This is a genomic window from Flavobacterium glycines (assembly GCF_900100165.1).
In the GTDB taxonomy this organism is placed as follows: Bacteria; Bacteroidota; Bacteroidia; order Flavobacteriales; family Flavobacteriaceae; genus Flavobacterium; species Flavobacterium glycines.
Genome location: NZ_FNEO01000011.1, coordinates 33,655 through 49,154, shown reverse-complemented (window position 1 = coordinate 49,154; position 15,500 = coordinate 33,655). Strand labels below are relative to the sequence as shown.

Below are 15,500 nucleotides of genomic sequence, written 5' to 3'. Positions count from 1 at the left end.
AATTGGTGTTTTGAAACGAAAATATTTACTCCCTTTATTCTTAATTGTTCAGATTTTAATTCTCAAAATCATTTCCTTTTTTCCCGAGACTGTCGAAGCTTTTTACAGCAACGGATTGTATCCTGTTCTTTCTAATTTTTTCAGAATTATCTTTGGATGGATTCCATTTTCTATAGGCGACATATTCTATTTTATTTTGATTTTGTTAGCCGGCAAATGGTTTTGGAACAATCGAAAAAATTGGAAAACGAATTGGAAAGAACATTTTTTTTCCATTTTAAGTGCGCTTTCGGTGTTTTATTTCTTCTTTTATTTCCTGTGGGCTGCCAACTATTACCGACAACCGCTTTTTGAAAAAATGAAAATTGAACGCGAGTATACTGATGCCGATTTACTGGATTTCACTAAAAAATTAATCATCAAAGTTAACAACACACACACCCTGATTACCCAAAACATCAATACAAAAGTGGTTTTTCCATACAGTCATGAAACTACTTTCGGCATGAACCTGAAAGGCTATCAAACCATTGCCTCTGAATATCCGTTTTTTAGTTATTCCAATTTGAGTGTTAAAAAATCTTTATTTACACTACCCTTGACTTATATGGGATTTAGCGGTTACCTGAATCCTTTCACCAATGAAGCTCAGCTCAATTATTTGATTCCTACGTATAATTTACCCACAACAAGCTGTCACGAAATGGCACATCAAATGGGCTATGCCAGTGAAAGCGAATGTAATTTCATAGGTTTTCTGGCTTCGGTAAACAATGAGAATTTGTACTTTAAATATTCAGGTTACAGTTTTGCACTGCGTTATTGTTTGAACAATTGGTATATTCGAAATAAAAACACCTATAAACAGCTTTTAAAATCAGTTCATCCGGGTATTTTGAAAAATTTTCAGGAAAGTGAAGATTTTTGGCTGCAATATGAAACTCCTGTCGAAAGAGGTTTTCATGCCTTTTATGACCGTTATTTAAAACTGAACCAACAAAATGAAGGAATTGAAAGCTACAGCAAATTTGTCAATCTATTAGTGAATTATTATAAAACAAGAACTTTATAAATTACTCCACTTCCCATTGACGCAACTTGTTCAATTGCTCCTGTTCTTCTAATTCCTCGGTGGAAATAACTTTTAAAAAAGAAGGATGTTGCTCGATTGCAAATTCAATTTTTTCAACTATTTCATCAATGGTCTCATTCTCATAATCAATCTCCAAAGGCTCTTTAATGATAAAAGACTGTAAGATTCCTTTCTTTTTCATTCGAATTCCCTTTCTGTCAAAAGAACGACGAAAACCATCAATCACAATAGGAACTACCACCGGACGGTGTTGTTTAATAATATGAGCCGTTCCTTTTCGAACCGGCTTAAAAGAGCGTGTAGTGCCTTGCGGAAAAGTAATTACCCAGCCATCATTAAGTGCTATTTTGATATTCTCAGTATCATTTGGATTTACTGCTTTTTTTTCTTTTACATCAACCCCTTCACAACGCCAGGTTCTCTCCACCGGAATGGCTCCTGCATAAGACAAGATTTTAGGCAACCAGCCTGACTGCATCGTTTCCTTGGCAGCTACATAATAAATATTCATTTTGGGTTGCCACAAATAACCTATATTTTTAATCGAATCGATTCTTCCGCTTAAACTGGCATTAAAGACATGAAACATGGCCACTACATCAGCAAAATAAGTCTGATGATTTGAAATAAAAAGTACATTCGTATCCGGCAAATTCCTGATAATTTCTGAACCTTCAATTTGCAAATCATTAAATCCACGATAACGTCTATGAGTACAACTTCCAAAAAAACGGATAAGCCATTTTTTCAGAAACAAGATATGCCCAAAAGGATTTCTTTTAAATAGTCCCATAAACAATTATATATGTATATTTTTAAATTGGATTGCGAAATTATAAAAAATATTGATTAGATGCTTTTAACTTACTTAAAGTTAGGCATTAATTAACAGACTTGAAAACATGATTCAGTACATCTCTTAATTCACTCAACATCATTGCGGTGGCTCCCCAAACTATATGATCTTGTATTTTAAAAGCAGGAACTTCAATTTGATGCGCATAAGAAGTGGTCAAATTTTCAATTGTTAGAATCGAATCATTTCTAAAAACAGCTAAAGGCAATTCGATTACCGCAGCCACTTCAACCGGATCGGGAGCAAATTGAATCTCTTCCTTACAAATTCCTAAAAAAGGGTACACCATAAAATTACTTGGCGGAATATACAGAGAAGTAAATGCTCTTATAATTTCAATTTTATTTCGGCTAATCCCAATTTCTTCTTCGGTTTCTCTGAGAGCTGTTGTTTTAAAATCAATGTCTTCCGGTTCGAACTTTCCTCCGGGAAAAGCAATTTGAGCCGAATGTACTCCTTTATACGAATTACGAACAATTAAAACCAAATGTGTTTCCTGATTTTTGGGATAGAACAACATAGTTACTGCTGCTTCTTTAGGATTCCTTTCTTTCAAATTTATTTTAGCCAAAAGTTCTTTGCGCTCAAAAGGAATCATCTTTTCATGCGAAACCGAAGCAGACAATGGCGCCTGAACTATAGCAGGGATAAATTTTAAAAAATATTGAAAATCCATAATCAAAAGCTATTTTTGCAAATAATTATATAAATATACTTTAGAAAACAAGTTTGCACAAGTTTTCTAAAACCAAAGCACTAAAAATGTACAGTAAAGAAGAAACACAACGATTAAAAAGAGAATTTTGGGTAACTTTTGCCGAAAAATACCCACGAAAATGGATGTTGTACGACACTAAGATTAAGGATTTCTCTTTTAAATTTTATGTGGATAATAAAAAAGCACAGGTTCTGATTGATATTGAACACCGTAATAATGAAAAAAGAATCGCTTATTTTGAAAAACTGGAAGCCTTAAAAGGCATTCTTGAAGAAGAATTTATCAGTGATTTAGTTTTTGAAAAAGACTATGTTTTAGAAAACGGAAAAACCATTAGTCGCATCTGGATAGAAAAACAGGGAGTAGGCTTTAGTAATCGAAACAATTGGGACATCATTTTTGATTTTTACAACGAAAAAATGGATGCGCTAGAACGTTTTTACCTGGAATACGATGAGTTTATAAAGGATATTGAAAATTAAAAAAACAATCATATTCTTACAATACAGAAAAAAAATTTATATTTGAAAAATATAAATAAAATTCAAAATGAAACATTTTTTCTTAATTGTATTAATTAGTGTTATATCTAAGTCATATTCTCAAAACGATTTTTCTGATGTTTACAACAATGATTCTATTATAAAAAAAGGAGTCAATTTATATGATTTAGAAAAATTTGACCAAGCCATCATTGAATACAATAAGATAACTCCAAACGATCCTAAATACCTCACTGCACAATACGAAAAAGCATTATGCTTAAATGCACTTAATAAAAAAGACGAACTTAAGTTATTTTTAGAAAATCTGTATTTGACCAAACAAATGCAAAAAAGTCCGGAACTCTATACATTATATGGGGTGTTTTTAAGTGACAACAAAGAATACGAATCATCAGAAAAAATCTTTAACGAAGGGAAACAATACCTTTCAAATTCGGCTTCTTTTTTATACAATTTTGCGATTCTGTACATTAGAAAACAGGAAAATCAAAAATGCATTGATTTACTTAAACAAGTTATCACTATCAATCCTAATTATGCTTCTGCACATTATTTATTAGGTCTGATTGCATTTGAAAATGGAAAAATAACCGAAGGAACGCTTGCTTTAATGAGTTACCTTATACTGGCTCCAAATGGAAAATTTGCAGAAAAAGCAGTTCTACAATTAAATGCTAAATATGGTGAAAACTATCTGACTAAAAACAATTTTGTTTTTTCAAAAACCGGAGATAATTTCGAAGAAATAGAAACTATTTTAAGAAACCAATTACCTCTAAATAAAGCTTATAAAATAAAATCCGAAATTGATGATGTAATCATCAGACAAGTACAAGCAGTTTCTGAATACACCCTTGAACATAAAATGGGTGATGGTTTTTTTGAAACCTCTTACATTCCATGGATTAAGGAAATGGTTGCGAAAAACTATTTTGAAGGATTTACATATTACATGCTTTTATCCTATAAAGACAAACTGGAAAAAGAATTAAATAAGCAAAAGAAAAAAATAACATACTTTGAAGAGAATTTTTACAACAAGGATTTTTGGTATTTTTTCGCAAAACGTAAAAAAGATTTATTTGGAAAAGAGGAAGAAGTAATTACTTTTTTGAAAGACAACGAGCCCTATCTTGTAGGAAAGGTAATAGACGGAAAATACGAAGGAAAATACAAATACCTGAATAAAAACGGTCTTCTTATTGGTGAACTAAACTTTGTAAACAATGAATTAGACGGACTTCAAAAATATTATAATAATGAAGGTCAACTAACTGAAGAGAAAACATTTAAAAACGGAAAATTAAATGGTACCAGAACAACCTACTTTCAAAATGGAGGAGTAAATATTATAGAAAATTACCAAAATGGACTCTTAGAAGGCATCAGCACTTCATTTTACCCTAATGGCAGCAAAAGTTGTGAAGTTAACTTTACAAATGGAGAAAGAAATGGGAAATATGTTTGTTTGTTTGAAAATGGTAAATTAAAATCTGAAATCGGTTATTTAAATGGAAAACTAAATGGAGCTTTCAAAACCTTTAATGAATTAGGGAATTTAACAGCAATCGAGAATTATGAGAACGACATACTTGATGGAGAATATTTAGAATATTACAACGACAAAACCATCAAATCTGAAGCAACCTATAGTAAAGGTAAAATAAAGGATTTCTATAAATCTTATTATGCAAGTTCATTATTAGAAAAAGAACTTAATTATAGCGATGGAAAATTAAAAAATCTAACGAACTATTATTCTAATGGAAAAAAATCCAGTCAGGCCTTTTACGATGACAAAGAACAACTGGAAACCTATGATTACTATGATATTGAAGGAAATCTGTATTATATAGAAAAATTTAAATCCGGAGTAATCAATTCAGGCATACAATATTCATTAAACACCTCAAAACCAATTGAAACTAATTTGTTGAATAACAAATTTGACATCAACGATTATAATGGAACCACGATAGTTTCAGGAAATTATAATAATGGAAAAAAGAATGATCTTTGGCTATACTACTATCCTTCAGGCACTAAAAAATTAGAAGAAAATTATACCAATAGTGTGCTAAATGGCATTAGTAAAACCATTAACAAAAACGGAAGTGTAAATAGTATAAAAAACTTAACTAATGATAAAATTAACGGTAAATATGAAGTTTATGAAAATGGCAAATTAACTTCTACCTACTACTATACAGATGATATAAAACAAGGCCCTTACCAAAATAACCATCCGGACGGCTCCTTACACGAAGAAGGTTACTACATTGATGGGGATTTAAATTATGATTATAAATTATATTGGCAAAACGGAAACATATATAAACATTCTGTTTATATTGACGGAATTACTACAAATACTAAAATTCATAATGAAAAAGGAGAACTTGAAAATGAATTTGACTACAAAAACAAAACAGGAATATTTACCACTAACCTATTTCATGGTACAATAACACGTAGTTTCCAGCTTGAAAATGGTATTTTCAATGGTACTTATACTGAAAAAGACAAATTAGGCAATACTATTGTAGATGCAAACTATATCAACGGTCTTTTACATGGTAATTATAAATATTACGGTCCATTGGGAACTATAAAATATGAAAGTAATTATTTCTTGGGATACACTAATGGCATATCCAAAAATTATGATTTGTATGGAAACCTCCGATCTGAATATACCTCTACTCATGGTGTTGAAAATGGCAAAATAACGCATTACTATCATAATAAAGCCAAACTCTCTGAGTACAACAAAATAAACGATTCCAAAGAAGGAGACTATTCCTTTTATAACCAGAAAGGAGAATTGCTTCTTACAATAATTTACCAAAACGATAGCCCGGTATATTACATTGCCAGAAATAAAAACAACGATCCATTATCTAAAACTATCATTAACAAAGAAAATGCTATCATTACAGCTTATTATCCTAATGGAAAAATAGCGATGCAAATGAATCTGGTTAATGGCGAGACCGATGGAAAATTCATAATTAACAATACTGAAGGGAAAACCGAATACCAATGTAATTATTCCAACAGTTTAATGAACGGCGAACGAATTGAATATTATTCTAATGGAAATATTTATAGAAAAGAGCATTTCTTAAACGATAATTATGATGGAATTCAGGAATTTTTTGAAGAAAATGGGCAACTAAAAATATCCGCAGAATATAAGAATGACGAACTAAATGGTAAAACTTTAATTTATACTAACGGAAAACTAAATTCAACTAAAAAATATGATTCTAATGAATTACTCGAAATTTCAATATAAGTTATTTAATTATTTATTCTTATCGTGTTTTTTTAGCTTAAGTACTCTTGCTCAAAATACACTTACTGAATACAAAAAAACATATCCTGACTATAATGAACTTATAATCAATAACCAACAATCCTATAACATATCGATAGAAAATAAAAAATTAAAAATAATACAGGACAACCATTTTGAGTCCATGATTCTCTCTGAAAATGGTATTCAAAACAATAAAGAATCATTTTCTTATTCCAATTTAGTAAAACTAAACAACTATGATGCTTATGCGCTGTTTAATGATAATGGAAAAGAAAAAAAAATAAAAGTATCTCAATCAAATGAAAAACCTTCAAAAAACGGAAGTGTTTTCTTTGATGATGTAATGGTACGTGAACTCACTTTTAACAATCTGGAAACAGGTTCTAAAAAAGTGTACAATTATCAAACTGAATTTATTGACCCATATTTATTACATAAGTTTATTTTTGGTGATGAATTACCAATTCAAAATTCAACACTTGAAATAACTACCGAAAAGAACATTGAAATTGGATACAAAATCTTTAATGATCCTAATAATAATATTGTGTTTTCAAAATCTGAAAAAAAAGGAAAATGGATTTACAAATGGACATTGAAAGATATTAAACCTTTAAAATACGAAAACAACGCCCCTGGTTATTTATACATAGTTCCTCATATTAATTTTTATATAAAAAATTATGTTATAGATAATCAAACCAATAATGTATTGGGGAATATCGATAATCTTTACACCTATTACAAAGGATTCATTAAAGACTTAAACAAAGAAGAAGACAGTCTTTTAAAAAACCTAACATTAGAAATTACACAGAACAAAAAAACCGATGAAGAAAAGATAAAAGCTATATTTTATTGGGTAAAAGAAAACATCAAATACATTGCTTTTGAAAATGGTTATGAAGGCTTCATCCCTCGTGAAGCAAGTTTAGTTTTTCAACGCAAATTTGGCGATTGTAAAGACATGGGGAACATTATAAACTGTATGGCAAAATATGCTGAAATAAAAGATGTGACTATTGCCTGGATTGGTACAAGAAGTTTACCTTACACTTATAATGAATTACCTACTCCTGCTGTTGACAATCATATGATAGCAGTATTTAAAAAAAATGACAATTATATTTTTCTTGATGCCACTGATAACGAAACCAATTACGGTATTCCAACAGCCTTTATCCAGGGAAAAGAAGCCTTACTTTATGAAAATGAAAAATATAAAATTGTAAAAGTGCCTATCGTTCCTGCAGAAAACAACAAAATATCGGATGATGTAAATCTTAGTCTTAAAGACAATAAACTGATTGGAAAAGGCAAATTAAAACTTGAAGGATACAATAGGAGTCATACACTAATGAAAATTGGAGAGACTTATAATAAAACCAGATTTGAATCTATTAAAAACTTAGTTTTAAAAGGCTCCAATAAATTTAATTTAATAGAATACAATGAAGAAAACAAAAATGACAAAGACAAACCCTATATTATAAATTACAATTTTGATTTAGATAATTACATCATACAATTAGATTCTGATGTCTATATTAATTTATTTCTGGACAAATTTTTTGATGACCTTCTAATTGAAAAAAACAGAATTTCAGATTTTGATTTTGAATACCTAACACAATTCAGTAAAAATTACCATTTAGAAATCCCCAAAAATTATAATATAAAACAAATACCAAAGAATTTTAGCATAAACAATGATTGTATAAAAGCTGATTTTATTTATGAATTAAAAGACGGGAATATAAACCTAAATATCAATTTAATTCAGAAGAAACTAACCTTAAACAAATCTGACTTTGAACTCTGGAATTCAAGTATAAAAGCATTAAAAACGAATTATAACCAAGTCCTAATTTTATCAAAAAAAATATGAAAAAAACAAATTTAAAAATCATTCTAACATTGCTCTTATTCATCAATGTTACAATCAACTATGGACAAGACTTCTCCTTTAAAAATTATGACTGGCAAGAAAAACCAAACAAAATAGAAATCCCAACACTTTACAAAGACAGTAAAGAAGTTATTTTAGACTGTACGGAAAAAATTGAAATTGTAGTTACAGGTAATTCTGCAAAACAATACCACCTAAAACATGAAAAAATATTTATCAATTCAGATGAAGCAATAGAAAGAAACAATAAAATCTATATTTCATTTGGAAATAACGAAACGATTTTAATGAACAAAGTAAGAGTTCTTCTAAAAAACGGAACGATAATTACTTTAAAACCAGAAGATATTAAAGAAGAAATAGATAAAGAAAGAGGTCTTAAATACAACTATTTTGCAGTTAATGGTCTGGAGAAAGGGGCAATAATTGAAAAAATATATTTGTTGGAAGAGAATCCTGATTTAAAAGGAAATACTATCAAAATGCAAGCAGAACTTCCTATTAGTAATCTAAACTTCCAATTAATTTATCCGAAAAACTTAGTATTCAAAACTAAAACTTACAATGGCTTAAGTAATCCAACATTTAATGATAATGAAATAGATGGTAAGACTGTACTAACAATTAATGAAAAAGACATTACAGCTCTGGATGATGACGAAAAGTATTCCAATTGGGATGTTCAAATTAAACTTTTTAGATACAAATTAGATGCAAACAATAATAATGGCGCAAAGAACCTGTATAATTACAAAGAATTCGCAACTAATGTACACAATCGTATCAATACAGCTCTAGATAAAAAAGAGCAAAAATCAATTGAAGATTTTTGTGCTACAATTACAAAATCCAATGATGAACAAGAACAAATTTGGAATATTGAAAACAAAATCAAAAAAACAATAACTTTTGAACGTTTTATTGATTCTAAAGAAAATCTAACCGAAATCATCAAGTCAAAACAAGCTAATGAAGTTGATATTTTAAAATTATACAAAGCCGTTTTGAAAAATTTTAAAATTGAAAACAATGTTGTATTTACAACAAGCCGTTATAAAATACCTTTTGATAAAGATTTTGAAAGTTATGAAAACTTAAATGATTTTTTACTTTACTTCCCAAATATAAAGAAATACTTAAGTCCAAAAGAAATAGAATTTAGAATTCCTCTTTTCCCAAAATATTTAGGCAACAACTATGGCCTTTTCATCAAAGAAAAGGAATTTGCCGGAACTACGATGGCAATTAGTGATATCAATTTTATTGAAATTCCAGGAACTGAAATTTCTCATGACTATATGGATATAGTGGTCGATTTCACAAAAGATATTGCTAATCCCAATATTACCAGTAAACTTTCTTTTGGAGGTTATTCAGGATTAAATATGCAACCTGTCAAAGATTTTTACCCTGCAGAACAATACCAAACGATCCTGAAAAATATTGCAGAAAATTACTCTGTTAAAACCGAATACAAAACGCTAACAGCCAGCAATGACGGTGTAGAAAATATAGGGAAAAAACCATTTGTTTTAGATTTGACTTTTGAAGGAAAGGAGCTTATTCAGATGGCAGGAGATAAATACTTATTTTCAATTGGTCAAATTATAGGTCGCCAAATGGAATTTTACCAAGAAAACAAAAGAGTCTTACCTGTAGAAATTGATTATCCACATTTTTACACTCGTAAAATTAAAATAATTTTACCTCAGGGTGCTACAATTCAGAATTTAGAAAAATTCAACATGGATTTCAAAACAAACATAAATAATAAAACAGAAGCAGCTTTTATAAGCAATTACAATAAAAAAGACAATGAAATTGTTGTAGAAAACACCGAATACTACAATATAATAAACTACCCTCTATCTTGTTTTGAAGATTATAAAGCAGTAATAAATGCAGCTGCCGACTTTAATAAGATTGTAGTAATACTTTCCAATTAATAAAAAGTCAAATCATTTTACAATAAAAAAAAGCGGTTCAAAAGTAATTTTTGAACCGCTTTTTTTACATCGTAAAGATATTATATACAATCACGTGATCGGGATAAGTAATATATAATTGCTTTCGGTTGTCTTGTTTTTTTCGGGTGATGATAGACAAAGTACAATCTACTCCATCGTTATCCTTGCAAAGAAAAGAATAAACCAAATCACTCTCTGATTCCGATTCAGGCTGATAAGTTTGAATTTCATACAACTGAATATTTCTGGAATAGACTAGGATTCTGTTTTTATTGGTATCTAATGTTACCGTAATATTTACCAAACTCAAATCAGACCATTTACCCCATTTTCCTTTTTCATTTCTCTCTAAAACACTAAAACCGGAAGTGCGAAATTTATAGGTTTGACCGTAAGATTGCTGGACAGCAATTCCTAAAAAGAACAGGCAAATATAAAAGCATTTTAATTTTGTCATTTTTAATCTTTTTATCATAAAAAATGGGCAACTGAATTTTTAGCCAACTGATATTCCTGCATCATGTCTGCTACAATTGACCCGGCTGTTTTTATCTCATGTATTAATCCGGCAATCTGACCTATTTCTAATTCTCCCTCGACCAAATCACCTTCAAAAATACCTCTTTTAGAACGTGCTCTTCCTAATAAAGCCGCTAAATCATCCTTTGTTGGACATTTAGTATACAATTCCTGAATGTCTTCAAAAAACTTATTCTTTATCAAACGTACAGGTGTCAGCTCTTTTAATGTTAACTGCGTTTCGCCTTCTTTAGTATTCAGAATTACTTTTTTGAAATTATCATGTGCCGAAGATTCCACTGAAGCAGCAAATCGACTGCCTACCTGAACGCCATCAGCCCCCAAAATCATTGCTGCAAGCATTCCATTACCTGTGGCTATTCCACCGGCTGCAATAATAGGAATTTTTATTTGTTCTTTCACCATTGGAATTAAAGTAAAAGTAGTAGTTTCTTCACGTCCGTTATGTCCGCCTGCTTCAAAACCTTCAGCAACAATAGCATCAACTCCCGCTTGTTGCGCTTTCAGGGCAAATTTAGTGCTGCTCACCACATGAACTACCGTAATGCCATGTTCCTTTAAATAAGCCGTCCAGGTCATAGGATTTCCTGCCGATGTAAAAACGATTTTCACTCCTTCTTCGACAATAATTTGCATGAGCGTTTCAATATCAGGATACAGCATTGGAACGTTGACCCCAAAAGGTTTTGACGTAGCTTTTTTACATTTTTGGATATGCTCCCGCAAAATTTCCGGATACATAGACCCTGCTCCTATCAAACCCAAACCGCCGGCATTACTCACTGCACTGGCCAATTTATAACCACTTACCCAAACCATTCCGGCCTGAATAATGGGATATTGAATATTAAATAGAGATGTAATACAGTTCATGACCAATTAATTTTTAATGACCTTACCTTCTTTTGAGAATAAATCCGATTTGATTTTATAAAAATAGACACCATTACTCAATGCTTCTAAAGAAAAGGAATCCTTTGGGCTTATTACTTTTTTTTCTAAAACTTTCTGACCATAAGCGCTATAAAACCAAATCATTCCCGAATTAAAATTGGGTGGAAAAAGAATGGAAACCGAATCGGATGTAGGATTTGGGAAAGCAGCGAAATATTGAAAATCATTTTTCTTTAAAATAGTTCCATTATTTAAAGCCAAATTAAAATCAGGAATTCCATAACCGTAATTATTATCAGGAACATTATATCGACTTGAAGATTGCAACAACAAATCCCTTATTTCCTGATTGCTTGCGTCAGGATAAGCCTGCCATAAACAAGCTAACATTCCCGAAATAATTGGGGCCGAAAAAGAAGTTCCATTCGAATAAACAGAATTCCCCTGTGTATCAGATACAATTACATTTTGCCCTAAAGCCATAACTTCAGGTTTTATTCGTCCATCTGCTGTAGGCCCTACCGAACTAAAAGTCGCTTTTTGTTCATTTAAATTCACTGCTCCCACTGTAATAACCGACAAAGCATCAGCCGGTGCTCCTATAAAAGGATTAGATGTTGTTCCTTCGTTTCCTGCCGAAACCACCACTAACATTCCACGACTAAAAGCAATTTCGGCTCCTTTAGAAATAAAAGCAGCATTCCCATTTCTATCACTGTATTGATGATTATAAGCAGGATTATCAAAATCCGTGTAGCCCAAAGAGCTATTAATGATATCTACACCCAAACTATCTGCCTTTTCAGCAGCTTCGACCCATAAAGATTCTTCTACAGGATTTTCAGAACTTACATCTTCGGTAATAAACAAATAATAAGAAGCATCAATAGCAGTTCCTACCAAAGCATTGTCGCCATAAGCAGCCATCGTAGATAACACATTCGTTCCATGAGAGTCGAGCGTATACAAACTATTGTTTCCTGATACAAAATTATAGCCTCCCAAAATTTGATGATTATCTCTTAAACGTTTAAAAGCAACTGATTGATCTACACCTACAAAACCGGCATCCAAAACTGCAATTATTTTCCCTGCACCTTTATAATTTTGCTGATGCAAATATTGCCCGTTTAACATCTCTATTTGCGAAGCAAAACCGCTTATTGCTACGGTCATTTTTTCTTTCTTTTGGTCATTCTCCTCAGAAAGAGCAACTTTAGATACTGAAACTAATTTATTGGTAGTATTTAAGGTTTTATCAGCAAAATCAACCCGATCTACAAAAACATAGATTTTTAAAGAGTTTATAACACTTTGCGAACCCCGCACATGAATAGCATTCATCCATTTTGATTTAGCCATCACTCTTATTCCGGAAACTGCTTTTATAATATTAATAAAATCCTGATTGATGGGAATATCTTTAAAATCCAATGCTATATTTTGATTCGACCGTCTTTCTAACGCCCGCTGAGATAACATTTGCAAAGGATTTTCATAATAATACTGTTCATTCACTTTGGTTTTAAAATATACCCAAGCCTCTTCTTGTGAAAACACAGAAAGTGGAAAGCAAACAAAAAATAGTATGATGTACTTTTTCATAACTGCAGGGAATAAAAAAAGTGATTAATCTCAATTGAAATTAATCACTTAAATATATACTTATTTTTTTAAAGTACAACTAGGAAATAACTCCCGAACCAATTAATTCGTCACCAATGTGCCAGGCTACAAACTGACCTTCAGTAATTGCAGATTGCGGTTTTTCAAAAGACACGTACAATCCGGATTCAAATTGATGTAAAGTTGCTTCCTGTAATTCTTGTCTGTATCTAATTCTGGCTTTTACTTTCATTGTTTCTCCATTGGCTAAAGCCATATCGGTACGAATCCAATGTACCTCAGAAGGAGAAACACGCAAGGCTTTTCTAAACAATCCCGGATGATGACTTCCCATCCCTGTATAAATCGTATTTGTATCAACATCAGTTGCAATAACAAATAAGGCCTCAGCAGTTCCACCAACATTTAATCCTTTTCTTTGCCCTACGGTAAAATAATGTGCTCCCTGGTGCTTTCCTACTACCTTACCCATTTCAGTTGTGTACTTAATAGGTTTTGCAGCTAAAGCTAAAGCGTCTTCTGTTGACAAATCTTCTGAAACCGAGTTATTATAAACCGAATTATCCTTATCAATTTGGACGATAATTCCGTCTTTAGGTTGTAATTTTTGTTGTAAAAATTCAGGAAGACGTACTTTTCCAATGAAACACAATCCCTGAGAATCTTTCTTTTCGGCAGTCACCAATTCCATTTCGGCAGCAATTTCACGTACCTGAGGTTTTGTTAATTCACCAATTGGGAATAAAGCTTTCTCTAATTGTTCCTGAGATAACTGACAAAGAAAATACGATTGATCTTTATTGTTATCTACTCCGGAAAGCAATTGGTAAACTGTTTTTCCATTGACCTCTGTTTCACTTTTTCGACAATAATGCCCAGTAGCCACATAATCAGCACCCAGACTTAAAGCAATTTTCATGAAAACATCAAATTTGATTTCGCGATTACAAAGTACATCCGGATTAGGAGTTCTTCCTTTTTCATATTCGTTGAACATATAATCAACGATTTTTTCTTTGTATTGTTCGCTTAAATCGACTGTTTGAAACGGAATTCCTAACTTTTCAGCGACTAACAAGGCATCGTTACTATCTTCTAACCACGGGCATTCGTTTGAAATCGTCACCGAATCATCATGCCAGTTTTTCATAAAAAGACCAATAACCTCATAACCTTGTTGTTGCAACAAATAAGCTGCAACACTCGAATCTACTCCACCAGAAAGTCCAACTACAACACGTTTCATTCTAAAATCTGTTTTTTTGGGTGCAAAGGTACAAAGTTTTTAACCGATTTGATTCATTATAACATTTCGTTTAAAAACCGAATTCTTCAAAATAGTTACTTGGTCTTTAAAGTTTTTTTAGGTTTAGGATTACTCTCATTCACTTCATCTGTTAATTTTCCATTTTCAAAAAATTGCCAGACTCCGGTTTTCTTTCCGTTCACAAATTTACCTTTAGAAACAATAGTATTATCCACGTCTCTAAAAGTAGCTAAGCCATCGTATTGATTGTCTTTAAAAAAAACCTCTTCAAGAACATATCCTTTTTCGGAATATTTCTTAGAACTACCGTTTTTCAAATTATTTTTATAATAGGTTTCTTCAGCAATTTTTCCGCTTGGAAAAAACACTGAACGCAAACCTTCGAGCTTTCCGTTTTTATAATTCTCAATGGTCATAATAACAGTTGACGCATGATGGTAGTATTTCCATTCACCTTCAAACAATTTATTGACTACTTTACCTTCACTCACTTTGTTTTTATTTTGGTCATAAAAAACAGTGTAAGCTACATTATCATTAGGATTAAAAGTTCTGGTTGCAATAACAGTTCCTGCCTTGGTATCATCAAAAAATTTAAACTCACCTACTTCCTTTCCATGCGAAAAAGTGCCTTCGTAACGAATTCTTTTCGACTCCGGATAAAAACCTCTCCATAGGCCATCTTTTTTACCGCCTGCATCTACTTTGTTAAAATCATTTTGCGCCTGAAGACTACAAACACTAATACACAAGAGTACAATTAAACTGATTTTTTCTATTATCTTCATGAAACTATTTTTGT

12 protein-coding genes are annotated in these 15,500 nt (G+C 31.4%); 5 read left to right on the top strand and 7 right to left on the bottom strand.

The window, feature by feature from the left end; genetic code table 11:
• Positions 1 to 10: 10 nt before the first annotated feature.
• Positions 11 to 1,072: a DUF3810 domain-containing protein gene (locus tag BLR17_RS16075; protein ID WP_066325244.1), complete on the top strand. Its 1,062-nt coding sequence runs from the start codon at positions 11 to 13 to the stop codon at positions 1,070 to 1,072.
• A 1-nt stretch (position 1,073) separates the two neighbouring features.
• Here BLR17_RS16075 and BLR17_RS16070 read toward each other — a convergent pair whose 3' ends face one another.
• Positions 1,074 to 1,886, bottom strand: a complete 813-nt coding sequence (locus BLR17_RS16070) for a lysophospholipid acyltransferase family protein (protein WP_066325246.1) — start codon at positions 1,884 to 1,886, stop codon at positions 1,074 to 1,076.
• An 88-nt stretch (positions 1,887 to 1,974) separates the two neighbouring features.
• Positions 1,975 to 2,625 (bottom strand): NUDIX hydrolase, encoded by a 651-nt coding sequence (locus BLR17_RS16065; RefSeq protein ID WP_066325249.1) that lies wholly within the window; start codon positions 2,623 to 2,625, stop codon positions 1,975 to 1,977.
• An 86-nt stretch (positions 2,626 to 2,711) separates the two neighbouring features.
• Here BLR17_RS16065 and BLR17_RS16060 point away from each other — a divergent pair, with 86 nt between their 5' ends.
• The 4 genes from BLR17_RS16060 to BLR17_RS16045 all read left to right on the top strand — a co-directional run bounded on the left by BLR17_RS16060 (position 2,712) and on the right by BLR17_RS16045 (position 10,350).
• Positions 2,712 to 3,149, top strand: a complete 438-nt coding sequence (locus BLR17_RS16060) for a DUF4268 domain-containing protein (protein ID WP_066325250.1) — start codon at positions 2,712 to 2,714, stop codon at positions 3,147 to 3,149.
• Between the two features lie 67 nt (positions 3,150 to 3,216).
• A complete protein-coding gene (locus BLR17_RS16055; protein ID WP_066325251.1) occupies positions 3,217 to 6,471 on the top strand; it encodes a toxin-antitoxin system YwqK family antitoxin in 3,255 nt (1,084 codons plus the stop codon).
• On the top strand, positions 6,446 to 8,383 hold the full coding sequence (locus BLR17_RS16050) for a DUF3857 domain-containing protein (RefSeq protein WP_169817142.1): 1,938 nt from the start codon (positions 6,446 to 6,448) through the stop codon (positions 8,381 to 8,383). The genes BLR17_RS16055 and BLR17_RS16050 overlap by 26 nt, the downstream gene beginning before the upstream one ends.
• The gene (locus BLR17_RS16045; RefSeq protein WP_066325255.1) at positions 8,380 to 10,350 is read left to right on the top strand and encodes a DUF3857 domain-containing protein; all 1,971 of its coding nucleotides are present in this window, start codon (positions 8,380 to 8,382) and stop codon (positions 10,348 to 10,350) included. Before BLR17_RS16050 ends, BLR17_RS16045 begins: the two co-directional genes overlap by 4 nt.
• Before the next feature lie 64 nt (positions 10,351 to 10,414).
• Here BLR17_RS16045 and BLR17_RS16040 read toward each other — a convergent pair whose 3' ends face one another.
• From BLR17_RS16040 to BLR17_RS16020, 5 genes are all read right to left on the bottom strand, one after another.
• The gene (locus BLR17_RS16040; protein ID WP_066325355.1) at positions 10,415 to 10,828 is read right to left on the bottom strand and encodes a hypothetical protein; all 414 of its coding nucleotides are present in this window, start codon (positions 10,826 to 10,828) and stop codon (positions 10,415 to 10,417) included.
• Positions 10,829 to 10,842: 14 nt separating this feature from the next.
• Positions 10,843 to 11,784 carry an NAD(P)H-dependent flavin oxidoreductase gene (locus BLR17_RS16035; RefSeq protein WP_066325257.1) on the bottom strand — a complete coding sequence of 314 codons (942 nt, stop codon included), beginning with the start codon at positions 11,782 to 11,784 and terminating at the stop codon, positions 10,843 to 10,845.
• A gap of 6 nt (positions 11,785 to 11,790) precedes the next feature.
• Positions 11,791 to 13,410: a S8 family peptidase gene (locus BLR17_RS16030; protein ID WP_066325259.1), complete on the bottom strand. Its 1,620-nt coding sequence runs from the start codon at positions 13,408 to 13,410 to the stop codon at positions 11,791 to 11,793.
• A gap of 79 nt (positions 13,411 to 13,489) precedes the next feature.
• A complete protein-coding gene (gene mnmA / locus BLR17_RS16025) occupies positions 13,490 to 14,677 on the bottom strand; it encodes a tRNA 2-thiouridine(34) synthase MnmA (RefSeq protein ID WP_066325264.1) in 1,188 nt (395 codons plus the stop codon).
• Positions 14,678 to 14,772: 95 nt separating this feature from the next.
• Positions 14,773 to 15,486: a toxin-antitoxin system YwqK family antitoxin gene (locus BLR17_RS16020; protein ID WP_066325267.1), complete on the bottom strand. Its 714-nt coding sequence runs from the start codon at positions 15,484 to 15,486 to the stop codon at positions 14,773 to 14,775.
• Positions 15,487 to 15,500 lie beyond the last annotated feature (14 nt).

Coding starts and splice junctions, on each gene's coding strand:
- BLR17_RS16070 (WP_066325246.1), bottom strand. CDS start 1,886: ATGGGACTATTTAAAAGAAATCCTTTTGGGCATATCTTGTTTCTGAAA.
- BLR17_RS16065 (WP_066325249.1), bottom strand. CDS start 2,625: ATGGATTTTCAATATTTTTTAAAATTTATCCCTGCTATAGTTCAGGCG.
- BLR17_RS16060 (WP_066325250.1), top strand. CDS start 2,712: ATGTACAGTAAAGAAGAAACACAACGATTAAAAAGAGAATTTTGGGTA.
- BLR17_RS16055 (WP_066325251.1), top strand. CDS start 3,217: ATGAAACATTTTTTCTTAATTGTATTAATTAGTGTTATATCTAAGTCA.
- BLR17_RS16050 (WP_169817142.1), top strand. CDS start 6,446: ATGAATTACTCGAAATTTCAATATAAGTTATTTAATTATTTATTCTTA.
- BLR17_RS16045 (WP_066325255.1), top strand. CDS start 8,380: ATGAAAAAAACAAATTTAAAAATCATTCTAACATTGCTCTTATTCATC.
- BLR17_RS16040 (WP_066325355.1), bottom strand. CDS start 10,828: ATGACAAAATTAAAATGCTTTTATATTTGCCTGTTCTTTTTAGGAATT.
- BLR17_RS16035 (WP_066325257.1), bottom strand. CDS start 11,784: ATGAACTGTATTACATCTCTATTTAATATTCAATATCCCATTATTCAG.
- BLR17_RS16030 (WP_066325259.1), bottom strand. CDS start 13,410: ATGAAAAAGTACATCATACTATTTTTTGTTTGCTTTCCACTTTCTGTG.
- mnmA (WP_066325264.1), bottom strand. CDS start 14,677: ATGAAACGTGTTGTAGTTGGACTTTCTGGTGGAGTAGATTCGAGTGTT.
- BLR17_RS16020 (WP_066325267.1), bottom strand. CDS start 15,486: ATGAAGATAATAGAAAAAATCAGTTTAATTGTACTCTTGTGTATTAGT.